Consider the following 25,462-nt stretch of genomic DNA (forward strand, 5'->3'; position numbering starts at 1 on the left):
CTTGCGGACTGCTCACTCCTGTCTGAGCCGCGATTTCATCAGTTTTGATATGATACCTTTATTTTCGGGCGGGCGTCGCTACATCGGGGCGTCATGCGCCGGGGTTAGGCTGGCGCGGCTTTTCGATGAGGACTTCGCCCTATGCTGATCGACCGTTTGAACTGGCGCTATGCCACCAAGAAGATGAACCCCGACAAGGCCGTGCCGGAAGAGACGCTGGAGCGCATCCTGGAAGCGGTGCGGCTGGCGCCGACGTCGAGCGGGTTGCAGCCGTTCGAGGTGATCGTGGTCACTAACAAGGCCGTGCGCGAGAAGATCAAGGCGATCGCCTGGGACCAGGCGCAGGTGGTCGATGCGTCGCACCTGATCGTCTTTGCCGCGTGGGACAATTATACGCCCGAGCGGATCAACCATATGTTCGATCTGGTCAATGACGAGCGCGGGTTCAGGAATGAGGGCTGGGAAGCCTATCGCCAGCAGTTGCTGGGCAGCTATCCCCAGCGCGACGCCCAGACCAACTTCGAACATGCTGCGCGGCAGGCCTATGTCGGGCTGGGCATCGCCCTGACCGCTGCGGCGTTCGAGGCAGTGGACGCGACGCCGATGGAGGGGTTCGATCCCGACGCGCTGGACGCGATCCTGGACCTGCGCGCGCGGGGCCTGCGTTCTGTGGTGATGATGCCGCTGGGCTATCGCGCCGACGAGGGCGACTGGCTGGTGAATCTGAAGAAGGTGCGGCGGGCGACCGCGGATTTCGTGTCGCGCGTGGATTGAGGCGGGCTTCGCTTCGACCGCTGGGGAACCGGCTGTCGGGGCGGTTCGTTCTGGCGCCATCATGATTGCAGATGGAGTGAGTGCAATGAAGATGGCCAAAATCCTGGCGGCCGTCGTTGGCGTGTCGGTGGCGGCGTCTCCGGTGCTGGCGGCGAGCCTCAACAGCAAGGACCGGGCGCGGGTGGCGCGCGCGGCGCCGCGCGACCGCGACGATGTGCGCTACTGCCTGCTGAAGGGCAAGAAGGGCCGCGACAAGGGTACGGTGATCGGTGCGGCCGGCGGCGCGGGCGTCGGCGTGCTGGCGGGCGGCAGCCTGGGCGAGACATTGCTGGCGGGTGCGGCGGGCGCCGTCGCGGGCCGGGTGATCGGCAAGAGCGAAGGCACGAACAGCGCGTGCGACCGGGTGCTGGCGCGGAACCGGTAAAGGTCGGGCCTAAAAGGGTGGCCTAGGCCCCCTCTCACAGTTTCGGTAGGCGGCCTTGCCGCCAACCTTCACTAGCCCTCTCCCCCGGCGGGGAGAGGGTTTTTGCGTTTGGGGACATATCGATGAAATGGTTCGGGACGAAGGCGGCCGCATCGAGCGATGCGCGGCCGGTGCTGGCGCGCGCCTGGGGATCGGGTGCGGTGGCGCTGGGGGAATGGCCGGCCAGTTATGAGGCGCAGTTGCGGGCGGGGGTGATGGGCAATCCGGTGGCGCAGCGGGCGATGCGGCTGGTGTCGGAGGGTGCGGGCGCCTGCGCCCTGAAAGTGCGCGGGGTGGAGAATGCGGGCCGCGTGCTGGCGCTGGTCGGGCGGGCGTCGGCAGGGCAGGGGCTGGTCGAGACGCTGGCCTGCCACCTGCTGCTGCACGGCAATGCCTATGTGCAGCTGATGGCCGGGGCGGACGGGATGCCGGCCGAGCTGTTCGCGCTGCGGCCCGAACGGGTGAGCGTGGAGGCCGATGCGCGCGGATGGCCTGCGGCGTACCTGTATCGGGTGGGGGAGAGCGTGACGCGGCTGACGCCCGAAGACGGCGCGGGGCGGACCAACGTGCTGCACATCAAGGCGTTGCATCCGCTGGACGATCATTATGGGCTGGGCTGCGTGGGCGCGGCGGCGGGCGCGGTGGGGATCCACAATGCGGCATGTGTGTGGAACAAGGCGCTGCTCGACAATGCGGCGCGGCCAAGCGGGGCGATGGTCTATGATCCGGGCGACGGATCGGTGCTGAGCCCTGAGCAGTTCGAGCGGGTGAAGCGCGAGATGGAGGTGGCCTTTGCCGGTGCGGCCAATGCCGGGCGGCCGATGCTGCTGGAGGGGGGGCTGAGTTGGAAAGCGATGAGCCTGACCCCGGCGGAGATGGATTTCGTGGGGCTGAAGGCGGCGGCGGCGCGGGAGATCGCTTTGGCCTTCGGCGTGCCGCCGATGCTGATGGGTCTGCCCGGCGACAATAGCTACGCCAATTATCGCGAGGCGAACAAGGCGCTGTGGCGGCAGGCGATCCTGCCGCTGGTGGCGAAGATAGGCGGCGCGCTGGCCCAGGGGCTGGACGATTGGTGGCCGGGGCTGGGGATCGAGGCGGACCTGGATGCCGTGCCGGCGCTGTCGGACGAGCGCGCGGCGCTGTGGGAGCGGGTGGCGGCGGCGGATTTCCTGAGCGCCGAGGAGAAGAAGGCGATGCTGGGAATCGGTTAGCGCTGGCAGGCGGCGACGGTTTGCGACCATCGCCCGCCGCTGTCGAGGCATTGGTCCTGGGCGAGCCAGTCGCTTTGCCAGAGGCAGGCGGTGACGGCGATCATGACCAGCCCGGCGGTCAGGATGAACGCCTTCATGACGGGCGGGCGAGGCTGTCGAGGCGGCAGAAGCCGGTTTCGCCGTTCCAGCGGCCGCCCTGAATCAGGCAATCGCCGGCGCGGAACAGGCCGACATGCCAGGCGACGGCGCCCAGGACAGCCAGAACCAACAGGATCAGAATTTTGCGAGGCGTGCGTTTCATGCGCGCCCCAATAGGCATGGGCGGTCCCCATGGGAAGGCGGGATATATGAAGCAGGATGGCGACATGCTGGCGCGGCTGGTGGCGCAGGCCGAGGGCGCGCCGGGCGGTTTACGCTTTATGCGCATCATGGAACGACGTGCGCGTCCAAGAAGGGAAAGAGATTGGGCTTGCCCGACCGCTATCAGCGGGCGCTGCGCGGGCCGGGCAACTGGTATAGGATTTCCAACCATGGCGAAGGGCTAACAGTGGTTTCTCCCAAGGAGGCACTGGCTTGGTATCTCTATTTCGGCTGAGCCAATGATCGGATGATGGAGGGGAGCTTTTTTGTCCAAACGCCCAGCCGTCCTGCGCGATGACTTTCTTTTCGTCACTCATTCCGTCCTCCTTGAATAAACTCAATCATGCGGATTGCACCACCGCAGATAAGAATAGAGCGAGGCGGATCAACCACCTTCCAACCGTCAGCCTCGACCGTCCACATCTGGTTTATAAAGACATCTCGATCGCCCGCCGTTGATGAAGCGAATGATCCACCGATCCAAGCGCCTGCCACTTCCGAACCATCAATCAAGTGGATCAAGACAAATGACGCTCCGCGCTTCCGAAAAGTGTAACCGCTCGACCATTTATGATTCTGTGAACGTGGGAAAACTGCCAGCCGCCTTTGGCGTCCTTGTAGTTTTTGTCGTGCCAGACAGGCTCCTGCCGATCATTCAGCTTCTGGACGATTGCCATGTATCCAAGGCCATCAATATACCAATCGAACATATCGTTGATGACACTGCCACGGTATCTATTCAGGACATGCTTGCCATCAACGATGTCGATCCACGTAGGCTTTCCACCAAAAGTGATGTCCTTCCCGCTCTCGATGTCAGCATATTTTTTGGTCCAGTTATCCCGGCTGCGCTGGCTCTTTTTCAGGCTTTCCTCATAGGCCATCTGCGCTTTGATGATGACACTGAACAGTTCCATCATGTCGCCGGAGCCGTCTGCCCGGTAAACATAATCGTCGTGCCACGTTGCAACGTCCACGCCCTGCTCGTTCAAAGCCCAGACTAGGCGCGCAGCGGCCTTTGCACCCTGCCGGGAGAGACGGTCGATATTCTCGACGCATAGCATCTTACCCTGATGCTTGCCTGACAGCGCCTCCATTTCGAAAGTATGGAGTGCAGTGCCTTCGGCGCGGTTGCTGCCATGGAACGCGCTTTTCCCTTCGTCGGTGATTTCCGACTCGACCTGCAAGCCAGTGCGTTCGGCATAGGCGCGACCATTTTTGATCTGGCGTTCGAGTGAGTAACCCTTGCTTTGCTCCGTCGAGCTAAAGCGCGCATATATAATGGCCTTCTGCGTCATAACCCTGCCTAAGATCGCCTCCGTTAATTTCTCCTCTACAATCTCTGCGTTCAGGGAGGCGGAGGACATGCCCGATATCGCCGCCAACAGCCTGTCGATCGCCTTCGGCAATTTCCAGGCCGGCTATGTCATCGCCGAACGCAGCGAGACGAGCATCCTGCGCGATCCGTTCAGCAACAAGCCGTTCGTGCATTTCTACGCCGTCAAGCGGATCGGCGGCGCGGTGGCCAACAGCGAGGCGATCAAGCTGATGAAGTTCGCCGCGTCGTAAAGATTGAGGGGGCGTTGTTCCCCCTCTTCCAACTTTGCCTGGGCAAGCTGCCAAGGCTTCGTATCCTTCTCCCCCGTGGGGAGACGGTTTTGGGGCAGCGTTTTGACGCTGCCCCTTTTTTTGTGAGGGGGTGGGCGTGGCGATCACGGAACTGGAGATGGCGGACCTGGTGCGCGAGACGTGCCATGCAGGCGGCGAGGGGCCGCTGGTGCTGGGCGGCGCACTGCCCGGCTATCGCGCCTTTGCCGCGGCGCTCAATCCCGGCGCGACCTTTCCCTATGTCATCCAGGGGGTAGCCGATCCCGGTCAATGGGAAGCCGGCGTCGGCGCGATCGATGGCGAGGGCAGGCTGGTACGCACGCCACAGGCATCGTCGGCAGGCGGCGGCGCGGTGGATTTCGTCGCGGGCGAGAAGCATGTCGGGCTGGCGCTGCACGCGGGCTGGGTCGCGCAGGTCAACGAGCATGACCATGGGCTGGACGAGGTTGCCGGGTTGACGGCGGCGCTGGCGGGCAAGCAGGCGGCGAGCGGCGCATTGAGCGCGATCGCGGCGCTGGCGACGACGGAGTTCGGGCGCGGCGCGCTGACTCTGGGCGACGGCGCGGCGTTCCGATCCTATATCGGGGCGGGCACATCGTCCGCGGACGGTACGGTGACGGCGGTGGCGGCCGGTAGCGGCATGGCGTTCGCGACGATCGGGGCGGCGGGCAGCGTGACGCTGGGGACGCCGTCGAGCGTCACGCTGGGATCGACCAATGGCGTGGGGGCGGGGACCCACAGCCATGCCTTCGCACCCGGCGGGACCAGCGCACAATATCTGCGTGGCGACGGGTCGCTGGCCACCTTTCCCACGGGCAGCGCGCTCAGCACGGTGGACGACAGCAATGTCACGCTGACCCTGAGCGGCGGGCCGGGGAATGCGCTGCTGAACGCGACGTCGATCAGCGTCGGCTGGTCGGGCCAGTTGCCGGTGGCGCGGGGCGGGACCGGGGCGGCGAGCCTCACCGGCTATGTGAAGGGCAACGGCGCGGCGGCGTTGAGCGCCAGCGCGACGATCCCCAGCACGGACATTAGCGGGTTGGGCACGATGGCGGGCCAGAGCGCAGGTGCGGTCGCCATCACCGGCGGGACGGCGAGCCTGGCGTCGTTGAGCGTCGCGCCGGCATCGGGTCCGGCCAATGCGGCGATCAATGCGGCGAACGGTCAAAGCGCCAGCCTGTCGCTGTACACGGCGGGCGTGGAAATGTGGCGGGTCGAGCGCACCGCGACGGCGAACGGCGGCAGCAATGCCGGGTCCGACTTCGCCCTGCGCCGCATGGACGACAGCGGTGCGCTGCTGGGCACGGCGATAAGCGTGTCGCGCGCGACCGGCGCTATGACGATCGGCAGCGTCACCAGCAGCGGCGCCAGCGCCGCGGTGATTTCCGCCGTGCGCACGGGGAGCGCGGTCAATTGCGACTATGTCGCGCAGACGACGGCCGGCGCCATCTATTTCGGCAATGCCGATGGCAGCAAATTCGCCGTCGGCCCCAGCAACAACCTGGCGACCACGCCTTTCCTGTCCGCCAGCGCGACCATCTGCGCCATCGGCGCGTCGGTCGAAACGACTTTCGCCGGGCCGGGGCGGCCGGTTGCGGACAACATGACCGGCTGGGGCAGCGCGTCCTTCCGCTGGTCCACCATTTATGCCGGTAGCGGGACGATCAACACGTCCGACGCGCGGAGCAAATGCGATGTCGGGTCTGTCGAGGCAATATTAATCGACGCATGGGGCGCGGTCGGCTGGCGGCGCTATCGCTTCGTCGAGGCGGTGGCGGAGAAGGGCGATGCCGCGCGCTGGCATCTGGGGTTGGTGGCGCAGCAGGTGCGCGATGCTATCGATGCGCGGCTGGGCGACGGCGCGGCGGTGCGATGGGGGCTGTTGTGCCACGATAGCTGGGACGCAGAGCCGGAGGAGCGGGCGGAGGACGGCACGCTGGTCCGTGCGGCGCGCGACGCCGGGGATCGCTGGGGCCTGCGCTACGACGAATGTTTGGCGCTGGAAGCGCTGTGGCAGCGGCGCGCGATCGCGGGGCTGGCGGCGCGTCTGGATGCCCTGGAAGCGGGAGGCGGCCATGCTGGCGGGTGAGGCGATCGGCGCGGGCGCGCTGGGCATGGTGCGGGTGGCGGCGCCGGGACCGTGGCGCTGGGGCATCCGCCCGGGGCAGGCCGCGCGCATCGCCGCGCGGGACGGGGCGATGCGGCCCGAGCGGGACAAGGGGAGCAAGGTCCGATGAGCCTATATGTCAAAGACCCGCAGGCGCGGGTGGATCATGCGATCGACTGGTCCGCCTATCTGGCGGAGCAGAGCCTGGTCGCCAGCCTGTGGACGGTGACGCCGGAGGAGGCGGGCGGGCTGATGGTGGAAGCTGACGCCTTCGAGGCGCAGCGCAGCACGGTGCGGCTGGGCGGCGGCGTGGTGGGGCGCATCTATCGGCTGACCAACCGCGTCACCCTGTCCGACGGGCAGGTGGACGAGCGGTCGGTGACGATGCGGGTGGAGGAGCGCTGAAGATGGTGGAAGAGTGCGAAAGCGGGGCGCTGGCGGCATCGCTGGCGGAGCTGAAGGCCTATTTGCGGATCGAGACGGGCGCGGAGGACGCGGTGCTGGCCGGCCTGCTGCGCAGCGCGGCGGCGCTGTGCGAGCAGTTTATCGGCCAGTGGCTGATCGCACGAGCCGCGCGCGAGACGGTGGCGGGGGACGGGGGCTGGCAAAGGCTGTCGGCGCGGCCGGTAGCGGCCATAGAAGCGGTCGAGGCGGTGAATGCCGACGGGATGCCCGAACTGCTGCCGGTAGATGCTTATGCGATCGACATCGATGCGACGGGCGACGGGTGGGTGCGGTCGACCCGCGCCGGTGACGGACGGCGGCTGGCGGTGCGATACCGGGCGGGGCTGGCGGCGGAACTGAATGGCCTGCCCGAAGCGCTGCGGCAGGGGATCGTGCGGCTGGCGGCAGAGCATTTCGTGGCGCGCGGCGGCGAAAGCGCGCCGCCGGCCGTGGTGAGCGCGCTGTGGCGGCCGTTCCGGCGGATGCGGCTGGCATGAGGGCGCGGCTGGTCGCGCTGGCCGAGACGCGAGCGGCGCGCCGGCGGGCGCGGATACTCGCAGCGCTGGAAGAGGTCGGCGTGGCGGCGGTGATCGACGGCGACGTGGTGCGGGCGTCCGCGCCGGGACTGACGCGGCGATGGTGGCGCGATCTGGCGCTGCGGGATGCGGGGAGGGACGGGTTATGAGCGCGGAAGTGGCGGTACGAGCGGCGGTGATCGCCGCTTTGCGGGCGGACGGCGCGTTGATGGACGGGCTGAACGGCCTGTATGACGGCGAGCCGGGACGGGCGAGCGCGCCCTATGGCCATGTCGGCGAGTGTATCGGCGCGGACTGGGGCGGCAAGGATGTCGAGGGACGCGAGTTGCGGCTGACCATAGGCTTGCGGATCGCGGATGAGACGCCGGCGCGGCTGGCGGGTTTGATCGGGCGGATAGATCCGGCGATCGGCCAGGCACAGGTGCAGGACGGGTGGCGCGTCGTCAGCGCGCGGCTGGTCCGGTCGCGCGTCGCGCGCGACCAAGGAAAGCCGCCCGCGGGATGGCGGGCGGTGATCGACTATCGGTTGCGGGCAGCGCGGGAGGGGTGATGCCCCTCCCGATGGGGGTCAGCCCGGACGGCTGCTTTCTTCATATTCGCCGGTGATCTTATCGACATATTCGGAAATCTGATCGTCAGCGTCGCTATTGGCGGCGGCGTCCGACATCTTGTCGGCCTTGTCCGATGCGACGATGGCGGCGCGGAACGCGGCTTCCTTGTCGGCGCAGGCTTTTTTCATCTCGGCCTGGAAATCGCCGACCGGCAATTTCTTTTCGAGCGCAGGCTGGACCTGGGCGCTGAGGCATTTGGAAAATTCCTTGCGCCCCGCGCCGACGGCGTCAGCGGAAGGGGCGGCGGCCAGCATCATCACGAGCGAAGCGGCAACAATCATAGAAACCTCTCCATAGCGGCGTCTTTACGCTGCGACCGGATGGTCGAATGCCATCCGAGTCTCTTATTTTTTCGCGATTTTCCGGGCGGTGGCAGGGTGCTTGCCGCGTCGGGGTCGCTTGGCTGGAGAATGCGCCATGGGCGTCGAAAAGGGAAGTGCGTTTCTGTTGAAGGTGGGCGACGGCAACATGCCTGCAACATATGCGACGGTGGCCGGGATGCGGACCACCCAGTTGTCGGTGAATGGCGAGGCGGTGAACATCACCAGCAAGGATAGCGGCGGCTGGCGCGAATTGCTGTCGGGGGCGGGCGTGCGGTCGGTCAGCGTATCGGCGGCGGGGCTGTTCACCGGCTCTGCGGCGGAAGTGCGCATCCGCAACCATGCGCTGTCGGGCGCGATCGAGGATTATGAGCTGAGCTTCGAGAGCGGCGAGCGGATGCGCGGGCGCTTCCTGGTCACGCGGCTGGACTATGCCGGCGACTATAATGGCGAGCGCAACTATGCGCTGAGCCTGGAAAGCAGCGGCGCGGTGGTGAGCGAATGAGCGGGGTGGCGAACCTGGAGCGGCCAAATCCTGAAAGAGGCGAGGCGGCGCTGGCGCTGGGCGGCGAGATGCTGGCGCTGCGGCCGAGTTTCGGCGCGCTGGTGGCGGCGGAGGCGGAACTGGGGCCGCTGTTCGATCTGGTCGAGCGGGCGGCGGACGGGAAATTGTCGCTGGCCGACCTGGTGGCGTTGTTCTGGCATTGTCTGGTCGATCGCGAGGCGGTGAGCCGCGAGGCGCTGGGCGAGGCGATCGTCGCGGTCGGGCTGGCAAAGGTGACGCCGGTGCTGAAAGCCGTTTTGCAGCAGATATTGGCGGGGAAGTGACGCGCTTTGCCGAGGCCGCGGGGCGGCTGGCGGGGGTGGCCGGATGGCTGCTGGGCTGGCGGCCGGACGAGTTCTGGCGCGCGACCCCGGCGGAATTGGCGGCGGTGCTGCGCGCGGCGCGGAGCGAGGAGGAACCGGACGGCGGCGTGGATGGGGGGGAGTTGGCGCGGTTGATGGGGGCGATGCCGGATTAGGTCTGGCGTGAGTCCCGCTCTTCCAACTTCGCCTAAGCCCGGGCTTCGCCGGGGGAGGCTTCGTATCCTTCTCTCCCACGGGGAGAAGGTTGTTTTTTATGGGGAGGCGCTGGTGGACGAGGAAATCGAGACGCTGGTGGTGCGGGTGCGGGCCGATACGCAGGGGCTGAGCCGCGATGTCGAGGCGATGCGGGCGGGACTGGAAGGGCCATTGGGCGATGGGGCGGACCGGGCCGGGCGGCGGATCGAACAGGGGCTGATGCGGGCGGTGCGGACCGGCAAGTTCGGGTTCGAGGATTTGCGCCGGATCGCCGTCAGCGTGCTGGACGAGATTGCGGCGAGCGCCTTGCGGTCGGCCGTGGGCGGCGGGAGCGGTGGGGGCGGGCTGGCGAGCTTGGGCGCGTCGCTGCTGACGTCGGCATTAGGGTTGCCGGGACGGGCGACGGGCGGGCCGGTGGCGCCGGGGCGGGCCTATATGGTCGGCGAGCGCGGACCGGAGATGTTCGTGCCTACGAGCAGCGGACAGGTGGTCGCGCAGGGTGGTTTTGGGGGCGGCGGCGCGCGGGACGTGCGGGTGAGTATCGCGGTCAATGGGCGCGGTGGAGAGAGCGAGCCGCGCTTGCTGGCGCGCAGCGCGCGGCAGGTGGCGCGGGCAGTGAAGGGGGCGCTGGGCTGATGGGCAGGATCGAACATTGGCTGGCAGATGCGCGGCGGGGACAGGAGACGCGCTGGATCAAGCGCTTCGCCGCGACGCACTGGACCGTCAATTTCCCGCGGCCGATGATGGCGAGCGTGGTGACGAGCGCGCCCGACGCATTGCGGGTGGATGCGGTCTTTTACGGGTCGGGCGATCTGGCGGGGCTGATCTGGGATGCGGCGGACCAGTGGAGCCATCCGTTGCTGGCCTATGACACGGACCGGGACTTTCGCGACTGTGTACTGTCGTTCCGCTGGCGCAGCGGCGGCGTGCGGACATTGGACGAGACGCATGGATCGACGCTGACGATCGAGGGGCGGGACGAATACGGCCATCCGCGCGCCTGGTATGTGCGGTTGTGGAACTATGCCAATGGTACGCCGGAAGATGCTGTCATCAGGCTGGATTTTTCCAGCTTGGCGGGCGGCTACCTGCTGCCCGACGAAAGCGATCCGGTGTGGGCGGGCGATGTCGATCGCATGTTCATTTCGCTTGTGCCGCCCGGCTATGACGAGGGGGGCACGCCGTTCCCTGCAGCGGTCGAGGGCTGGGCGGAACTGAGCGAGATCGCCTGCGACGGGGCGGGATCGATGCTGACGATCGGCGACGTCATGCTGCCCGAACATGGACTGTCGATGGCGACCGGCTATGACGATTGTTTCAACCAGACGCCCGAGCGCGTGGTGGGCGCGATCCATGCGCTGGGCTATCGCGGGGCGATCAACCATTATGTCGGGATGAGCCATTATTTCCGGCTGGAGCGGCTGGGCGAGGGGCTTTACGTCAGCCTGACGGGTGGCGTGCTGAATGCGCCCAGCGCAGCCTGGCACCGGGATTTTGCAGAACGGGCGAAGGCGCTGGGGTTCGGCGTCATCTGGTCGCTATCCTATGAATTGTTCGATGCGCATTGCTGGAACGACTGGAAGCAGCGGGCGGACAATGGCGATCCGGCGCTGACCGGATGGTCGCCGCCATCGACATTGCTGTCGCCGGCCCATGGCGGGGCGATGGGCTATTTGCAACAGGTGGCCGGGGCCTTTGTTTCCATCGGGTTGGAGGCGGACTTGCCGATCCTGTTTCAGGTCGGTGAACCCTGGTGGTGGGTGATGCCGGGCGACGGGCGGATATGCCTGTATGACGATGCGGCGCGGGTGGCGCTGGGCGGGAGTCCGGTGTCGATCCCGGACGTGCGGGGCGCGCTGGACGCGGCGCAATGCGCGTTGCTGGATGCGGCGGGGGCCTTGCTGGCGGCGTCGACGGCGGCGCTGTGCGCGGCGGTCAAGGCGGTCGCACCGGGGGCAGTGACGCATTTGCTGGCCTATCTGCCGACCATATTGGACCCGCGCGCGCCGGAGGCCAAGCGGGCCAATATGCCCGTCGGCTGGGCATCGCCGGCTTTCGATGTGCTGCAACTGGAAGATTATGACTGGGTGACCGAGGGGCGGCCGGGGCTGACCGCGCGGGGCGTGGCGCTGGCGACGGCGCGGCTGGGCTATCCGATCGAAGAGCAGCATTATTTGTCGGGCTTCGTGCTGTTGCCCGAACAGGCGGCGCAATGGCGGGATATCGTGGCAGCGGCGCAGGCGGCGGTGGCGCGGGGGACGGCGCAGACCTTCATCTGGGCACTGCCGCAGGTGTGTCGCGACGGCTTCACCTGCTTCAGCATCGATGGGGAGGATGATGTGCAAGCCTTTGACGATATAGTGTTTCCGCTCGCCATCGGGCGGGAGGCGAGCCTGTCGCCGGCCTTTTCGACGCAGATCGTCGAAAGCCCGTCCGGCCATGAGCGGCGCAGCAGCGACTGGGCCGATGCGCGCCTGTCGTTCGACGCCGGGCCGGGGGTACGATCCGAGGCGGACATCGCCGCGCTGATCGCTTTCTTTCGCGCGCGGCGCGGGGCGGCGCGGGGGTTTCGCTTTACCGATCCCTATGATGATCGCAGCGGCGCGCCGGGCGTCGCGCCTTTGCCGATCGACCAGCGGCTGGGGATCGGCGACGGGGTGCGGGCGACGTTCCAGTTGATGCGCCATTATGGCGTGGGCGAGGAGGCGCAGGCACGGGTCATCACCCGGCCGGTGGCGGGGAGCATCCGGGTGGCGGCCGACGGGGTCGAACTGACCGAGGGGTGGAGCCATGCGGGGCTGGGCGTGATCGCGTTCGATGACGCGCCCGATGCCGGTGTGGTGCTGAGCGCTGGTTATCGTTTCGACGTGCCGGTGCGCTTTGCCGAGGACCGGCTCGACATCAACCGGGCGACCTTCGCCGCGGGCGAAGCGCCGTCGGTGCCGCTGGTGGAGATACGCGAATGAGCGATGTCGAGAGGCTAAGCCAGCCGCTCAATACGCTGGCCTTTTGCTGGCGGATCGAGCGGCGGGACGGGGTGACGATCGGGCTGACCAGCCATGACCGGGATCTGGACATAGGCGGCCTGACCTATCGCGCCGCGCCGGGGATGACGCCGTCGGCGGTGCGCAACGGGATCGGGCTGGACGGCGAGGATAGCGATGTCGCAGGCGCGCTGTCGAGCGATGCGATCGGTGAGGCGGACCTGATGGCGGGGCGCTGGGACGGCGCGGCGCTGGAATTGCGGCTGACTCAGTGGGAGGTTTTGGGGGAGGCTTTGGGAGAGGAACCGGGCGCGCTGTGGCTGTTGCTGGCGCGGGGCGAGATCGGCGCGGTGGCGCGCAAGGGCGGGGCGTTTACGGCGGAACTGCTGGGCGCCGCGGCGGTGCTGAGCGGGCCGGTGGCGCCGTCGACCTCGCCCGATTGCCGGGCAAGGCTGGGCGACGCGGCGTGCCGGGTCGATATGGCCGGGCGTCGGCGGATCGTGGCAGTAGGGAGCGTCGATGACGTCGATGTGGCGGTCGGCGGATTGGCGGCGGGAGCCTATGCGTTCGGCGCGTTGCGCTGGCCGATCCGCCGGCCTTTGCGGTGACGGCGGGGACGTTGGCGTTGCTGACCGAAGGGTGCGACCGGCAGTTGGCGACCTGTGCGGCGCGGTTCGGCAACGCGCTCAATTTCCGTGGGGAACCCTATTTGCCGGGGATGGACCTTTTGACCCGCTATCCCGGCGCATGAGCGGGGTAGTCGAGCGCGCGCGGGCGCTGGTCGGCGTGCCGTTCCGGCTGCACGGGCGCGGTCGCGCGGGGCTGGATTGCGTCGGGCTGGCGGCGCTGGCGATGGGGCGGGAAGCGCATTGCGCCTATGGGCTGCGCAGTGGCGATATCGGGCGGGCGGAAGGCTGGCTGCGGGCGGCGGGGTTGCGGCCGGTGGAGGTTGGGGAGCCGGGCGACCTGGCGCTGGTGCGACCGGGGCCGTTGCAACTGCATCTGATGATCGGAACCGGGGCGGGGTTCATCCATGCCCATGCGGGAATCGGGCGGGTGGTGGAGATGCCGGGCGCGTCGCCCTGGCCGGTGATCGGGTGGTGGCGGGCAGCATGAAGTCGCGCGCGCATTGTTTCTCGACGGCGCTCGAAACGAACGGAGGCTAATGTTATGGCGACGGTGGTGCTGACGGCGGTGGGGACCGTGCTGGGCGGGCCGATCGGCGCTGCGATCGGCGCGGTGATCGGCAATGTCATCGACAATCAGATATTGTTCAAGCCCAAGGGACGCGAGGGCGCGCGGCTTGCCGACCTGCAATTGCAGACGTCGAGCTATGGCACGCAAGTCCCCAAGCTGTTCGGGACGATGCGGGTGGCGGGGACGGTGATCTGGGCGACCGACCTGAAGGAGACGAAGAGCAAGAGCGGCGGCGGCAAGGGGCGGCCGAGCGTGACAAGCTATGCCTATTCGGCGAGTTTTGCGGTGGCGCTGTCGGCTCGGACGATCGGGCAGGTGCGGCGCATCTGGGCGGACGGCAATCTGCTGCGCGGAGCGGCGGGGGATTTCAAGACCGAACTGTCGGCTTTCCGCGTCCATGCGGGCGGTGAGGATCAGGCGGTCGATCCGCTGATCGCGGCCGCCGAAGGCGTGGGGCTGACGCCGGCGCATCGGGGGATCGCCTATGTCGTGTTCGAGGATCTGGCGCTGGCCGACTATGGCAATCGCATTCCGTCGCTGACCTTCGAGGTGGAGGCCGATGCCGGGCCGGTGTCGATCGGCGCGGTGGCTGCCGTGTTGAGCGCGGGGCGGCTGGAGGGCGATGGGCTGGCCGCGGTGGACGGCTTTGCCGGGAGCGGGAGCGATGTGCGGGCGGCGATCGCGCCTTTGGTCGAGGCGCATGGGCTGGCGTTGCAGTCGGGGGCGGATGGGCTTCGGTTGACGGCCGCTGGCGCGGCGGATGGCGCGATAGAGGCGGACGGGCTGGCGCGGCGCGTGAACGGGCAGGCGATCGATCCGGTCGAGCGATCGGGCGCGGCGGCCGATGCGGTGCCGGTGGCGCTGAGCCTGCGTCACTATGATGCCGCGCGCGACTATCAGGCCGGGGTGCAGCGGGTGACGCGGCCGGGGCCAGGACGGCAGGAGCAGGGGATCGAGTTGCCCGCCGTGATGGCGGCGGATGCGGCGCGGGCGTTGGCGGCGGAGCGGCTGGGTGCGGGCTGGACCGGGCGGGCGACGATGACGCTGCGCTGCGACTGGCGCGCGCTGGCGCTGGCGCCCGGCGCGGTGGTGACGGTGGCGGATGCGCCGGGCCTGTGGCGGATCGAGGAACGAGAATGGGAAGCGATGGCGGTGCGGCTGGCGCTGCGCCGGGTGCCGGGCGCGGGCGGGGCGCTGCCCGGCAGGGCGTCTTCGGGCGCGATCGTGCGGCAGGCGGATGCGCCCCATGGCGCGATGACGCTGATGCTGGCCGACCTGCCGCAGATCCAGGACGGGGCGGCGAGCGCGCCGTTGCTCGTCGCAGCGGCGAGCGGGGGCGCAGGCTGGCGCAGCGCGGCGCTGTTCGTGATGGGCGAGAGCGGGGAGGCGGTGCCGATCGGACGCAGCGCACCGCGGGCGGTCATGGGAATGGCGGACGCCGCCTTGCCAAGCGGCAGCGCGACGCTGATCGATCGGCAGCATCCTCTGATGGTGACGTTGCTGGCGGTGGATATGGACCTGGGCGGGGCGGACGAGGCGACGCTGGCGCAGGGGCGGAACCTGTGCCTCGTCGGCCGCGAGCTGGTGCAGTTCGAAACGGCGGTGCGAACCGGGCCGGCCAGCTATCGGCTGGGCGGGCTGCGCCGGGGGCTGCGCGGCACCGAATGGGCGATGGACGGGCATGAGGCCGGCGAGCCGTTCCTGCTGATCGAGGAGGAGCGGCTGGTGCAGCCGCTGGCGGCGTTGGGCACGGTGGGCGAGGTCGGCGCGACGCTGCGGCTGGCGGCGGTCGGGCTGGGCGATGTCGAACCGGTGGAGGCGACGCTGGCAATCAGCGGGGAGGCGCTGATGCCGCCGTCGCCGGTGCATCTGACGGTGCGGGCGCAGGATGGCGGGCAGGCGTTCGGCTGGGTCCGGCGTAGCCGTGCCGGATGGCGATGGAGCAATGGGAGCGACGTGCCGCTGGGCGAGGAGGCGGAGCGCTATCGCATCGCGGTGATGGATGGGGCGACGGTGGTGCGCAGCGCGGAAAGCGGCGCGCCGGAGTGGTTCTATTCGGCGGCGATGATCGCGGCGGACGGGACCGCGGGCCGGCCGCTGGCTGCGGACGTGCGTCAGTTGGGGACGCTGGCGCAGGGGCGGGCGGCGTGGATCGGCTTTATCGCCTGAGCGCATATGGGGTGATCGAGGAGAAAAGTTATGGACGGAACGCCGCGTTGGGCGCTGCCGCTGCTGTTCGCAGGGCAGGCGCAGAAGGAAATCCAGCATAATGAGGCGCTGGCGCTGGTCGATGCGCTGCTGCACGGACAGGTGGAGAGCGCCGACCTGAGTGCGCCGCCGGGTGCGCCCGCGGTCGGCCAGTGCTGGATCGTCGCCGCCGGCGCATCGGGCGACTGGTCCGGACGGGCGGGATCGATCGCGCTGTGGACGGAGGGCGGGTGGCGCTTCGTCGCCGCGCGCAGCGGGATCAGGGTCGCTGCGGCCGACCGCGATCACGCGCTTTTCTTCGATGGGGCAGAGTGGCGCAGCGAAGCGATACGAAGCGCTGGCCTGTTTATCGAGGATGAGCGAGTGGTGGGGCCACAGAGGGCGGCTATCGCGGCGCCCGGCGGTGGCGCCGTGATTGACGTCGAGGCGCGCTCTACGGTCGCTGACATTCTGGCGGCCTTGCGCAGCCATGGCCTGATCGCGAGCTAATATTACGGGCCTGTGCATTTCTTGTTGCAGGCCCGCGTCAATAGTCTAGGATTCCTCCGCATTAGCTTGGCAAAGCTGTGAAAGCCGGGCTAGTGCGTTATTTTTGCAACGGTTTCACTAATTGTGGACTTGCCATGAAACCTTCTTGCGAATACAGGGTTTCAGCAGTCCTTCGTGACACTCTTGAAAGGGGAATTCAAATGCGGAAGCTTGCCCTCGCGGCTGCGCTTGCGACCACCGTCCTGGCCACCCCGGCCATGGCGCGTGACAATAGCTGGTATGTCGGCGTCGATGCCGGTGTCCTGCTCGTCGAAGACCAGGATATTGAATCGTCGACCGCCGTCACCACCGCCGATTATCATAAGGGTTATGATTTCGACGCCAACATCGGCTATGATTTCGGCGGTTTCCGTCTGGAAGCCGAAGCCGCTTACAAGCGCGCCAAGGTCGATCTGGACAAGAGCGGCTTCGGCGGCGCAGCCTCGGCTCTCTCGTTCATGCTGAACGGCTTGCTCGACTTCGGTCCCGATGATGGCCTGCAGGGCTTCGTCGGCGGCGGTGTCGGCGTTTCGCGCGGCAAGCTGGCGACCGATCTGGTCAACGACAGCGACACCGGTTTCGCCTGGCAGGCGATCGCGGGCGTTCGTTACCCGGTCACCAACAATGTCGACGTTTCGCTGAAGTATCGTTTCTTCAATCAGGACGATATCAAGGTCATCCCGGCATACACCACGGGCCTGGCCGTTGCAGGCGACACCATCAACACCAAGCTGCGTACGCACAGCCTGTTGCTGGGTCTGACCTACAACTTCGGTGGCGAACCGGCTGCTCCGCCGCCGCCCCCCCCGCCCCCGCCCCCGCCGCCTCCTCCGCCCCCGCCGCCCCCGCCGCCGGTTGCGGAATGCAACCCTGGCCCGTACATCGTGTTCTTCGAATGGGACAAGTCGGACATCACGCCTGACGCCGCCACCATTCTGGACAACGCGGTTTCGGCCTACAGCAGCTGCGGCAGCGCTCAGGTCATGCTGGCCGGTCACGCTGACCGTTCGGGTGCCGCTTCCTACAACGTCGGCCTCTCGCAGCGCCGCGCTGACTCGGTCAAGGCCTATCTGGCCTCGAAGGGTATCCCTGATGGTGTCATCACCACCCAGGCCTTCGGTGAATCGAAGCCGCGCGTCGACACCGCGGACGGCGTTCGCGAAGTCCAGAACCGTCGCGTGGAAATCAGCTACGGTCCGGGTTCGGGCATGTAAGCCGATTTCCGTTCTTCGGAATGGAAACAGAATTGGGGGCTGGTCGCAGGACCGGCCCCTTTTTCTTTGGCCGATTGGTTAGGGATCGTCCGTTGCGCCGGGGCATCGCACACGGGGCCAAGGCGTTGTCGGGAAGGCCTAGCCGGTGGCGGGGTGCTTCACTGTCGCGCGTGGATTGACAGACAGCGCGGCGATGGCCGGGGCTTCAAGGCCCGACGATGAATGACGGCACGGTGCTGGGACATGCGGCGGCGAATAGCGAGCCTGCGCGATGGACGCGCCGGTCCCTTGGGCGAACACCAGAGAGCATGGCGCACAGATCATCTGCGTCGCCATCCCGCGTTGCGCGCGACGCGGCGCAGTATAGCAAGCCGTCCGCTTTCCATGTCATCGAGCCTGACGATCGATAGGCGGGGTGCCGTGCGCCACGAAACGCCGTCCGCCCGGCATCGATGCGCCGGTAAGAAAGATGCGGTCGACAGCGATCAACGGGCGATAGATACACATCGATTGCCTTCTTGCGAAAGCTTATCAAAAGAACGGTGACAAATCGATCCGGATGGGCAACAAAAGCGCTTCAGCGGCGTTAGCGCCTTATCTTGCCCTTCCTGGGAGCTATCCATGAAAATTCTTCCGCTTCTCACCGCCTTGCCGATCGTTCTGGCCGCATCCGCCTGCGCCACCACATCGGACGCGCCCAGCGCTGCGCCGACCGCTTCGGCCAAGCTGGCGGCGGCCGACGGGACTGCGCGCGGGACGGCGACCGTGATCCAGGCGGGCGACGGTCTGCACGTCGTGGTCAAAGCGATGGGGCTGACCCCTGGCATCCACGCCGTGCATATCCATACCACGGGCCAGTGCGCTGCGCCCGACTTCGCGAGCGCGGGTGGCCATTGGAACCCGACCGCGCGCAAGCATGGCAAGGATAATCCCGCCGGCATGCATATGGGCGACATGCCCAATATGACGGTAGGCCCGGATGGCACCGGGGCGATCGAATATCATATCGCCGGCGCGGCGATCAGCGAGGGCGCGACGCCTTTGCTCGACACCGACGGCGCGGCGGTGGTCGTGCATGCGCAAGCCGACGACAATATGAGCGATCCGGCCGGCAATGCCGGTGGCCGCGTGGCGTGCGGCGTGCTGGCGGCGGGCTGACCGCCGCGCCGTCTGTGCGGTTGACGTTATGAGGCTTTCGAAAGGCGCTTCGGGCTTTGGGTTTCGGGGCGCCTTTTCGATATCGGACGATCAGTCCAGCGATGGTTGCGCGGCGCCGTCGTCGGCGTAATCCGCTATCGCCTGATAGATCGCGCGCTGCTGACCGAGACGGCTTTCGAACAGGGTGAAGCGATCGACCCGAAAGAGCGCGCCGGTCAGGGCGGCATGGCGGGCGAGAAAGGGAGCGATCAGTCCGCCCGCCCGGCCGAAGCGGGCGAGGGTGACATGGGGCAGATAGGCGCGGCTTTCGGGTAGCAGGCCGACCGAAACGCAGACGCGATCTATTTTCCGATGCAGCGCCGCCAGGGGATCGCGCGGTTTGCCACCGGCCCAGAGCGTATCAACCACGCCCTTGCGGTCGAACGCGCCGACGCCCGAAAGATGTACGTCGAACGGAGCGAAGCGGATCGCGCCCAGGGCGTCGGCGAGGTCGTTGGCGCGGTGGCGGTCGACTTCACCGATGAAGCGCAACGTCAGGTGCAGTTGATCGTCGCCTTGCCAGCGCGCGCCTTCAACGCCGTCCATCAAGGAAAGAAGATTCGCGCGCTGATCGGCGGGCGGGCGGATGGCGACGAACAGGCGATGCATGGGGAAGATATAGGGCGATCGACACGATCCGTCACCGGCCGTGCCGGTTTGGCTTGAATCACGCGGCCGATGCGCCGATAATGGAGATATCGGCAAAGCGTGCCGGTGAAGGAGACGATTTTCATGGCCAACTGGTCCGACCCCCGTTCCGACATTGCGGGCTTTGGCGGCGCCACCGCTGCGCGCGGCGAGGCGTTCGACGCCGGGCTGCGCAGCTATATGCTGTCGGTGTATAATTATATGGCGAGCGGCGTGCTGCTGACGGGCGTCGTCGCGCTGCTGTTCGCGTCGAGCGGCATGGCTGAAGCGGTGTTCTTCGGTCCCGGCATCCTGAAATATATCGTGATGTTCGCGCCGCTGCTGTTCGTGATGGTGTTGAGCTTCGGCATCAATCGCTTGTCGACGGTCGCTGCGCAGGGCCTGTTCTGGGCCTATGCCGCGGTGATGGGCGTGTCGCTATCCTATATTTTCCTGGCCTATACCGGTACGTCGATCGCGCAGACCTTCTTCGCGACCGCGGCGGCGTTCGCAGGGCTCAGCCTGTGGGGCTACACCACCAAGAAGGATCTGTCGGGTTTCGGCACTTTCCTGATCATGGGCGTAGTCGGCCTGCTGGTGGCGAGCCTGATCAATATCTTCATGAAGTCCAATGCGATGAGCCTGGTCATCAGCGGCGTCGGCGTGCTGCTGTTTGCGGGCCTGACCGCTTATGACACGCAGAAGATCAAGAGCATCTATGCTCATGTCGCGGGCACGGACATGATGGGCAAGTCGGTGGTGATGGGGGCGCTGAACCTCTATCTCGACTTCATCAACATGTTCATGTTCCTGCTGCGCCTGTTCGGCGATCGCCGCTGATCGCTAAGGCGTGAAGCCCGATCAAAAGGCCCGGTGGAGCGATCCGCCGGGCCTTTTTGTTGTGCGAAAATCGGGACGTTCGCTTCGCTCGCGGCCCCCGTCAGGGAAGGGAGCGAGGTGCGCGCTCAGCCTTGCTTCTGCATTTCGGCGATGAGGGCGCCGTCGATCTCTTTCTGCCGCTTGTAGGCCGGGCGCTCGCGCAGGCGGGCGGCGTAGGATTCCAGGGCGGGGCTGGAGGGGATGGACTTGAAGCTCAGACCCCAGTCGATCTGCGAGCCGACATAGACATCGGCGGCGGTAAACTGGTCGCCGCAAATCCAGGCGTCGCTCGCGACCGCCGTTTCGAGGGTGGCTATCGTATCTTCGAATGTGCCATAGCCGGCCGTGCGCTCGCGGCCTTCGGGAACGACGAAGCCCAGCGCCTTGTTGGTCACGGCGGCCTCGACCGGGCCGGCGGCGAAGAAGAGCCAGCGGTAATAGGCATGGCGCTGGTCGAGCGCGGGGGCGAGGTTCGCGGCCGGGAAGGCATCGGCCAGATAGGCGCAAATGGCGGCGCATTCGGTGATGACCCGGCCGTCATGGACGATGGCGGGCACCTTGCCCATCGGATTGATCGCCAGATAGTCGGGCGCCTTCATCGACGCGGCATAATCGAGGATCACCGTGTCATAGGCCTGGCCGACCTCCTCCAGCATCCAGCGGACGATCTGCCCGCGCGACATCGGGTTGGTGTAGAAGATGAGGTCAGAGGGCATCGGCTTCTCTCCTGAATCGAGGCGAGGAAGGTGGCGCAAGCGACGGGCAGGCGCCACCCTCTTTCTGGGTCAGCAGCCCACGCCCATGGCGCTGCCGAGCATCCCGCCTAGGCCGCCGCCACATTTTTTCTTTTTCTTTTGTTGCTGCTGGGTCGGTGCATCGTCCCCGTTATCGCCAGCCTGGCCCATCATGCTGCCCATGTCCGGGCCGTTCAGCATCCACATGGTGTTGGCGCGATAGCGGACGCGGGCGATCCATTCCGGTTTCCATACGGCCTTGGGGTCGGCGGGGCGGGGCGGGTAGGTGAAATTGGCCTCTGGGCCATAGGCATAGAGGCTGCCCATCAGCATCTCTCCGCCCGCCTGGGTGACGGCGGCGGGGACGGTGCAACTGGTCTGGCTGGGCGGCATGACGATTTTCTGCGCGATCATCTTCTGCACGGCGGCGGGTGACATCCAGTCCCACACCGGGCCACCGAATGCCTGGGTCGCCGAGGAGGCCCACCAGACCATGTCGCCATTCTCCTTGGCGCCGAAGGTCCAGGCGTAATAGCCGGTCGCCTGCGGCAGGCTGTTCCAGCTTAGGATCGTCGCGCCGCCGGCGATCGCGCGGGCGGTGCCGGTGATGGCGGGCATGAAGTCCTGCTTCAGGTTGAAGGCGATGTCGGGGCTGTAATTGCCGCTGATACGATGGTCGCCGAGCAGGGAGGCATTGGCGGGAACGGTCTTGCGCGTCTGGCTGTTGGGCCAGTCGCCATAGGTCTTGCTGTTGGAGGCGCGGATTTGCCATTCCTGCGGAATCGATGCGCCACTCATCTAGAGGCCGGGCGGCATCTGGCCCTTGGCGACCTTGGCGAAGTCGATCACGACCGGCTGGCCCGCACCAGGCGTGGCGCCGCAGCCCCAATAGAGGAGCAGCCGGCCCTTGGGGCGCTCGCCCGGCATGGGCTTATCGTCGCTGGGGACGACGCGGGGCGTGACGAGCGGGACGGAGGCGCCGAGGCCGGCGCCGGCGGGCATGAAATGAGCGGCGGCGGGCGCGCCGCTGGCGGGCGCGCGGGTGGAGCCGAGGCGCAGGACGAGTTCGTGGAGTGGCTGGTTGCGGCCGCCGCCCATCATCATGCTCATGGCCGCGCCCATGCCGCCGCCGCCACCCGCCATGGCGGCCATGCCGGACATGGTGCCGGCGTCGATCGTGTAGCGGGCAATGGGGCCGGATGCCTGCTGGCTGGTGCCAGGGGCGGCGAGGAGAGTGAAGGATGCAAGCAGAAATGCGCCGCGAGCGGGGCGCGAAGTCAGGAGTTTGCGCACAACATCTGTTCCTTGATCGTTACGGAAGAGATGCGACCTTTTTTCTGGGAAGGGAAACGTAGCAGAGATTCAGGGGACGGGGGAGGGGGGAGTTGGTAAGCTGCTCCCATGAAGATACCGTGAGACGCCCATGATGAAATTTTCGATTGCGGTCGCGATCATGGCGATGGCGCAGGCTGCCTCCGCCGCCGACGACCGGACGGCCAGACTGAACGCCTCTGACATTCGATCCGCATTGGTGGGGCATATGGTCCGTTATGAGCGGCCGGGCTGGACGGATACGGGCGTTCAAGAAGAATTTCGCGACGACGGGCGATGGCGGGGCACGCGCTACAACAGAGGGCCGAGTTCGTTTTCCGGTCTGTGGGAAATCGCCGACGATCGCCTTTGTGTGGTCGCCATGCAAGGATTGACGGGGGATCGCTGGGCGCATGGTTGGGTTTGCAGAGAAGTGTGGCGAGGGCAGCAATCCGGCCGTTTGTTTATGGACCATGTGGTCATGCTGGAGGGGCGGCAGGTGGTTCATGTAGAGGCATTGAAGCCGCAATTGTGATTGCCGCCGCTTCACCCTCTTCCCACTTCGCCTAGGCGACAAGCTGCCAAGGCTACATATCCTTCTCCCATGGGGAGAAGGATTTTCATACGAAAAGAGCGACCCTCGCGGGCCGCCCTTTCGTCATCGCGTGTGAAGACTCTTACTTCGTGCCTTCCGATGCCTTTGCCTTGCCGCCCTTCTTGCCCTTTTTGGGGGCGGCCGGGGTGATCTGGAAGGCGAGCGCCCCCACCCCGTCGGCATCTTCCTTCATATGGACATGGACTTCGCCGCCATGGACCAGCTTGCCAAACAGCAGTTCCTCGGCCAGCGGCTGCTTGATCTTTTCCTGCATCAAACGGCCCATCGGTCGGGCGCCGTACAGCTTGTCATAGCCCTTCTTCGTCAGCCAGGCCTTGGCGTCGTCGTCCAGGGTGATGTGGACGTCGCGGTCGGCCAGTTGCAGCTCAAGTTGTAGCACGAACTTGTCGATGACGCGGGCGACGACTTCGGTCGGCAGATAGTCGAACGGCACGATCGCATCGAGGCGGTTGCGGAATTCGGGAGTGAAGAGCTTCTTTACCGCGTCTTCCTGCACATCCTCGCGGGTGAACTCGCCGAAACCGATGCTTTCCTTCGCCATGTCCGACGCACCGGCATTGGTGGTCATGATGAGGATGGTGTTGCGGAAATCGACGGTCTTGCCGTGGTGATCGGTCAGGCGTCCATTATCCATCACCTGCAACAGGATGTTGAACAGGTCGGGATGCGCCTTCTCGATCTCGTCCAGCAGCAGCACGCTGTGCGGTTGCTGGTCGACCGCATCGGTCAGCAGGCCGCCCTGGTCATAGCCGACATAGCCCGGAGGCGCGCCGATCAGCCGGCTGACCGAATGGCGTTCCATATATTCCGACATGTCGAAGCGCTGGAGCGGGATGCCCATGATCGAGGCGAGCTGGCGCGCCACCTCCGTCTTGCCGACGCCGGTGGGGCCGGAGAAGAGATAGTTGCCGATCGGCTTGTCGGGATCGCGCAGCCCCGCGCGCGACAGTTTGATGGCCGACGACAGCACTTCGATCGCCTTGTCCTGGCCGAACACGACACGCTTAAGGTCCGTGGTGAGTGAACTCAGCACGGTCTTGTCGTCGGACGATACCGTCTTGGGGGGGATGCGGGCCATGGTCGCGATGACCTGCTCGATCTCCTTGGGCGTGATGGTCTTCTTGCGCTTGGACGGCACCACGAGCATCTGCATGGCGCCGACCTCGTCGATTACGTCGATCGCCTTGTCGGGCAATTTCCGGTCGTTGATGTAGCGCGCCGACAGCTCCACCGCCGCCTTAATCGCATCCGGCGTATATTTGACGTGGTGATGCTCCTCGAACGCGGTGCGCAGGCCGGCGAGAATCTTTATCGTATCCTCGATCGTCGGCTCGTTCACGTCGATCTTCTGGAACCGGCGCAGCAGGGCGCGGTCCTTTTCGAAATGGTTGCGGAACTCCTTATAGGTGGTCGAGCCGATGCAACGGATCGTGCCGCCCGACAAAGCAGGTTTCAGCAGGTTGGACGCATCCATCGCGCCGCCGCTGGTGGCGCCCGCGCCGATCACGGTGTGGATCTCGTCGATGAAGAGGACCGCGTGCGGCATCTTTTCCAGTTCGGTCACGACCGCCTTCAGCCGTTCCTCGAAGTCGCCGCGATAGCGGGTGCCGGCCAGAAGCGCGCCCATGTCCAGCGAGTAGATGACGGCTTCCTTGAGGACGTCGGGGACTTCTCCTTCCACGATCTTGCGCGCCAGACCTTCGGCGATCGCAGTCTTGCCCACGCCCGGATCGCCGACATAGAGCGGGTTGTTCTTCGAGCGGCGGCACAGGATCTGGATCGTGCGATCCACTTCAGCGGTTCGGCCGATCAGCGGGTCGACCTTGCCACGGCCCGCTTTCTCATTGAGGTTGACGGTGAACTGTTCGAGGGCGCTATCCTTCTTACCCTTGCCGTCCTGCACCTTTTTTTCCTCCTCGGAAGCGCCCTTGGTCTCCTGACGCTCGGGCGCGGGCGTGCCCTTGCCGACGCCATGGCTGATGAAGCTCACGGCATCGAGGCGGCTCATATCCTGCTGTTGCAGGAAATAGACGGCATAGGATTCGCGTTCGGAGAAGAGCGCGACGAGCACGTTGGCGCCCGTCACTTCATCCTTGCCGGACGACTGGACGTGCAGGATGGCGCGCTGGACCACGCGCTGGAAACCGCTGGTGGGGGACGGGTCGCTGGACCCCTCCACCTTCAGGCTGTCGAGTTCGGTGTCGAGATAATGGGTGACGGCGTCGCCCAGTTCGCCCAGCTCCACGCCGCACGCCTGCATCACCTTTGACGCATGTTCGTCATCAATCAGTGCCAGGAGGAGATGCTCCAGCGTGGCATATTCATGCTTGCGCTCCGACGCGTGCGTCAGCGCGTTGTGCAAGGTGGTTTCAAGAGCGGGTGCGAATGAAGGCATGTCTGTTCTACTCCTGGCCCCAAAAAGGGGCGGTATCGAACCATATGTCGGCATTGCTCGACGCCGGATCAAGGCC

The 25,462-nt window shown here is 66.5% G+C and carries 32 protein-coding genes and 2 pseudogenes; 24 read left to right on the plus strand and 10 right to left on the minus strand.

Features of this window, described 5'->3' with window-relative positions:
* Positions 1–141: 141 nt before the first annotated feature.
* The 3 genes from K9B33_RS00005 to K9B33_RS00015 all read left to right on the plus strand — a co-directional run bounded on the left by K9B33_RS00005 (position 142) and on the right by K9B33_RS00015 (position 2,448).
* Positions 142–774, plus strand: coding sequence for an NAD(P)H-dependent oxidoreductase (locus tag K9B33_RS00005; protein ID WP_224545720.1), 633 nt, complete (start codon positions 142–144; stop codon positions 772–774).
* Positions 775–859: 85 nt separating this feature from the next.
* Positions 860–1,198 carry a hypothetical protein gene (locus K9B33_RS00010; RefSeq protein WP_224545721.1) on the plus strand — a complete coding sequence of 113 codons (339 nt, stop codon included), beginning with the start codon at positions 860–862 and terminating at the stop codon, positions 1,196–1,198.
* Positions 1,199–1,320: 122 nt separating this feature from the next.
* A complete protein-coding gene (locus tag K9B33_RS00015; RefSeq protein ID WP_224545722.1) occupies positions 1,321–2,448 on the plus strand; it encodes a phage portal protein in 1,128 nt (375 codons plus the stop codon).
* Here the strand turns inward: K9B33_RS00015 and K9B33_RS00020 are convergent.
* Together K9B33_RS00020 and K9B33_RS00025 are read right to left on the minus strand one after the other, a co-directional pair.
* Entirely contained in the window at positions 2,445–2,585 is a 141-nt protein-coding gene (locus K9B33_RS00020; protein WP_224545723.1) for a hypothetical protein, read from the minus strand. The two genes, K9B33_RS00015 and K9B33_RS00020, sit on opposite strands and share 4 nt — an antisense overlap.
* Positions 2,582–2,749, minus strand: coding sequence for a hypothetical protein (locus tag K9B33_RS00025; RefSeq protein ID WP_224545724.1), 168 nt, complete (start codon positions 2,747–2,749; stop codon positions 2,582–2,584). The genes K9B33_RS00020 and K9B33_RS00025 overlap by 4 nt, the downstream gene beginning before the upstream one ends.
* Before the next feature lie 168 nt (positions 2,750–2,917).
* Here K9B33_RS00025 and K9B33_RS23000 point away from each other — a divergent pair, with 168 nt between their 5' ends.
* Complete coding sequence (locus K9B33_RS23000; protein ID WP_263499420.1) at positions 2,918–3,043, plus strand: hypothetical protein; 126 nt, start codon at positions 2,918–2,920, stop codon at positions 3,041–3,043.
* 74 nt (positions 3,044–3,117) lie between these two features.
* On the opposite strand, the gene K9B33_RS00030 is transcribed toward K9B33_RS23000, so the two are convergent.
* Both K9B33_RS00030 and K9B33_RS00035 read right to left on the minus strand, forming a co-directional pair.
* Entirely contained in the window at positions 3,118–3,444 is a 327-nt protein-coding gene (locus K9B33_RS00030; protein ID WP_318011066.1) for a DUF6338 family protein, read from the minus strand.
* Positions 3,327–4,106, minus strand: coding sequence for a recombinase family protein (locus tag K9B33_RS00035; protein WP_224545725.1), 780 nt, complete (start codon positions 4,104–4,106; stop codon positions 3,327–3,329). The genes K9B33_RS00030 and K9B33_RS00035 overlap by 118 nt, the downstream gene beginning before the upstream one ends.
* A 55-nt stretch (positions 4,107–4,161) precedes the next feature.
* On the opposite strand from K9B33_RS00035, the pseudogene K9B33_RS00040 reads away from it, so the two are divergent.
* The 7 genes and pseudogenes from K9B33_RS00040 to K9B33_RS00070 form a co-directional block, all read left to right on the plus strand.
* Positions 4,162–4,377: pseudogene (locus tag K9B33_RS00040) on the plus strand (phage major capsid protein); the annotation flags it as partial.
* Positions 4,378–4,513: 136 nt separating this feature from the next.
* Positions 4,514–6,505 carry a tail fiber domain-containing protein gene (locus K9B33_RS00045; protein WP_224545726.1) on the plus strand — a complete coding sequence of 664 codons (1,992 nt, stop codon included), beginning with the start codon at positions 4,514–4,516 and terminating at the stop codon, positions 6,503–6,505.
* The gene (locus tag K9B33_RS00050) at positions 6,468–6,653 is read left to right on the plus strand and encodes a hypothetical protein (RefSeq protein WP_224545727.1); all 186 of its coding nucleotides are present in this window, start codon (positions 6,468–6,470) and stop codon (positions 6,651–6,653) included. Before K9B33_RS00045 ends, K9B33_RS00050 begins: the two co-directional genes overlap by 38 nt.
* Positions 6,650–6,928 carry a hypothetical protein gene (locus tag K9B33_RS00055; RefSeq protein WP_224545728.1) on the plus strand — a complete coding sequence of 93 codons (279 nt, stop codon included), beginning with the start codon at positions 6,650–6,652 and terminating at the stop codon, positions 6,926–6,928. Before K9B33_RS00050 ends, K9B33_RS00055 begins: the two co-directional genes overlap by 4 nt.
* A gap of 2 nt (positions 6,929–6,930) precedes the next feature.
* Positions 6,931–7,464, plus strand: coding sequence for a phage head-tail connector protein (locus tag K9B33_RS00060; RefSeq protein WP_224545729.1), 534 nt, complete (start codon positions 6,931–6,933; stop codon positions 7,462–7,464).
* On the plus strand, positions 7,461–7,652 hold the full coding sequence (locus K9B33_RS00065; protein ID WP_224545730.1) for a hypothetical protein: 192 nt from the start codon (positions 7,461–7,463) through the stop codon (positions 7,650–7,652). Before K9B33_RS00060 ends, K9B33_RS00065 begins: the two co-directional genes overlap by 4 nt.
* On the plus strand, positions 7,649–8,053 hold the full coding sequence (locus K9B33_RS00070; RefSeq protein ID WP_224545732.1) for a DUF3168 domain-containing protein: 405 nt from the start codon (positions 7,649–7,651) through the stop codon (positions 8,051–8,053). Before K9B33_RS00065 ends, K9B33_RS00070 begins: the two co-directional genes overlap by 4 nt.
* 18 nt (positions 8,054–8,071) lie before the next feature.
* On the opposite strand, the gene K9B33_RS00075 is transcribed toward K9B33_RS00070, so the two are convergent.
* The gene (locus K9B33_RS00075; RefSeq protein WP_224545733.1) at positions 8,072–8,395 is read right to left on the minus strand and encodes a hypothetical protein; all 324 of its coding nucleotides are present in this window, start codon (positions 8,393–8,395) and stop codon (positions 8,072–8,074) included.
* 136 nt (positions 8,396–8,531) lie between these two features.
* Here K9B33_RS00075 and K9B33_RS00080 point away from each other — a divergent pair, with 136 nt between their 5' ends.
* The 11 genes and pseudogenes from K9B33_RS00080 (at position 8,532) to K9B33_RS00130 (ending at position 18,785) form a co-directional block, all read left to right on the plus strand.
* Entirely contained in the window at positions 8,532–8,939 is a 408-nt protein-coding gene (locus K9B33_RS00080) for a phage major tail protein, TP901-1 family (RefSeq protein WP_224545734.1), read from the plus strand.
* On the plus strand, positions 8,936–9,262 hold the full coding sequence (locus tag K9B33_RS00085; RefSeq protein WP_224545735.1) for a gene transfer agent family protein: 327 nt from the start codon (positions 8,936–8,938) through the stop codon (positions 9,260–9,262). The genes K9B33_RS00080 and K9B33_RS00085 overlap by 4 nt, the downstream gene beginning before the upstream one ends.
* The gene (locus K9B33_RS00090) at positions 9,259–9,456 is read left to right on the plus strand and encodes a phage tail assembly chaperone (protein WP_224545736.1); all 198 of its coding nucleotides are present in this window, start codon (positions 9,259–9,261) and stop codon (positions 9,454–9,456) included. The genes K9B33_RS00085 and K9B33_RS00090 overlap by 4 nt, the downstream gene beginning before the upstream one ends.
* Positions 9,457–9,568: 112 nt before the next feature.
* Positions 9,569–10,132: a tail tape measure protein gene (locus K9B33_RS00095; RefSeq protein ID WP_224545737.1), complete on the plus strand. Its 564-nt coding sequence runs from the start codon at positions 9,569–9,571 to the stop codon at positions 10,130–10,132.
* Positions 10,132–12,462, plus strand: coding sequence for a DUF2460 domain-containing protein (locus K9B33_RS00100; protein ID WP_224545738.1), 2,331 nt, complete (start codon positions 10,132–10,134; stop codon positions 12,460–12,462). Before K9B33_RS00095 ends, K9B33_RS00100 begins: the two co-directional genes overlap by 1 nt.
* A pseudogene (locus K9B33_RS00105) lies at positions 12,459–13,231 on the plus strand (DUF2163 domain-containing protein). Before K9B33_RS00100 ends, K9B33_RS00105 begins: the two are co-directional and overlap by 4 nt.
* Entirely contained in the window at positions 13,228–13,596 is a 369-nt protein-coding gene (locus K9B33_RS00110; protein ID WP_224545739.1) for a C40 family peptidase, read from the plus strand. The pseudogene K9B33_RS00105 and the gene K9B33_RS00110 overlap by 4 nt, the downstream one beginning before the upstream one ends.
* A gap of 54 nt (positions 13,597–13,650) precedes the next feature.
* Entirely contained in the window at positions 13,651–15,846 is a 2,196-nt protein-coding gene (locus K9B33_RS00115; RefSeq protein WP_224545740.1) for a phage tail protein, read from the plus strand.
* Positions 15,847–15,876: 30 nt separating this feature from the next.
* Positions 15,877–16,374, plus strand: coding sequence for a DUF2793 domain-containing protein (locus K9B33_RS00120; protein ID WP_224545741.1), 498 nt, complete (start codon positions 15,877–15,879; stop codon positions 16,372–16,374).
* A gap of 200 nt (positions 16,375–16,574) precedes the next feature.
* A complete protein-coding gene (locus K9B33_RS00125) occupies positions 16,575–17,627 on the plus strand; it encodes an OmpA family protein (protein ID WP_224545742.1) in 1,053 nt (350 codons plus the stop codon).
* 621 nt (positions 17,628–18,248) lie between these two features.
* Positions 18,249–18,785: a superoxide dismutase family protein gene (locus tag K9B33_RS00130; protein WP_224545743.1), complete on the plus strand. Its 537-nt coding sequence runs from the start codon at positions 18,249–18,251 to the stop codon at positions 18,783–18,785.
* Positions 18,786–18,875: 90 nt separating this feature from the next.
* Here K9B33_RS00130 and thpR read toward each other — a convergent pair whose 3' ends face one another.
* Complete coding sequence (gene thpR, locus K9B33_RS00135) at positions 18,876–19,433, minus strand: RNA 2',3'-cyclic phosphodiesterase (protein WP_224545744.1); 558 nt, start codon at positions 19,431–19,433, stop codon at positions 18,876–18,878.
* 123 nt (positions 19,434–19,556) lie between these two features.
* Between thpR and K9B33_RS00140 the strand changes: the two genes are divergently transcribed.
* On the plus strand, positions 19,557–20,291 hold the full coding sequence (locus K9B33_RS00140) for a Bax inhibitor-1 family protein (protein WP_224545747.1): 735 nt from the start codon (positions 19,557–19,559) through the stop codon (positions 20,289–20,291).
* Positions 20,292–20,416: 125 nt separating this feature from the next.
* Here K9B33_RS00140 and K9B33_RS00145 read toward each other — a convergent pair whose 3' ends face one another.
* The 3 genes from K9B33_RS00145 to K9B33_RS00155 all read right to left on the minus strand — a co-directional run bounded on the left by K9B33_RS00145 (position 20,417) and on the right by K9B33_RS00155 (position 22,357).
* Positions 20,417–21,046, minus strand: coding sequence for a glutathione S-transferase family protein (locus K9B33_RS00145; protein ID WP_224545749.1), 630 nt, complete (start codon positions 21,044–21,046; stop codon positions 20,417–20,419).
* A 69-nt stretch (positions 21,047–21,115) separates the two neighbouring features.
* Entirely contained in the window at positions 21,116–21,862 is a 747-nt protein-coding gene (locus tag K9B33_RS00150; protein WP_224545751.1) for a hypothetical protein, read from the minus strand.
* Complete coding sequence (locus K9B33_RS00155) at positions 21,863–22,357, minus strand: hypothetical protein (protein ID WP_224545753.1); 495 nt, start codon at positions 22,355–22,357, stop codon at positions 21,863–21,865.
* Between the two features lie 160 nt (positions 22,358–22,517).
* Here K9B33_RS00155 and K9B33_RS00160 point away from each other — a divergent pair, with 160 nt between their 5' ends.
* Positions 22,518–22,910: a hypothetical protein gene (locus K9B33_RS00160; protein ID WP_224545755.1), complete on the plus strand. Its 393-nt coding sequence runs from the start codon at positions 22,518–22,520 to the stop codon at positions 22,908–22,910.
* A 142-nt stretch (positions 22,911–23,052) separates the two neighbouring features.
* On the opposite strand, the gene clpA is transcribed toward K9B33_RS00160, so the two are convergent.
* Positions 23,053–25,386 (minus strand): ATP-dependent Clp protease ATP-binding subunit ClpA, encoded by a 2,334-nt coding sequence (gene clpA / locus K9B33_RS00165; protein ID WP_224545756.1) that lies wholly within the window; start codon positions 25,384–25,386, stop codon positions 23,053–23,055.
* Between the last annotated feature and the right edge of the window lie 76 nt (positions 25,387–25,462).

It is taken from the genome of Sphingobium sp. 3R8 (genome assembly GCF_020166615.1).
In the GTDB taxonomy this organism is placed as follows: domain Bacteria; phylum Pseudomonadota; class Alphaproteobacteria; order Sphingomonadales; family Sphingomonadaceae; genus Sphingobium; species Sphingobium bisphenolicum.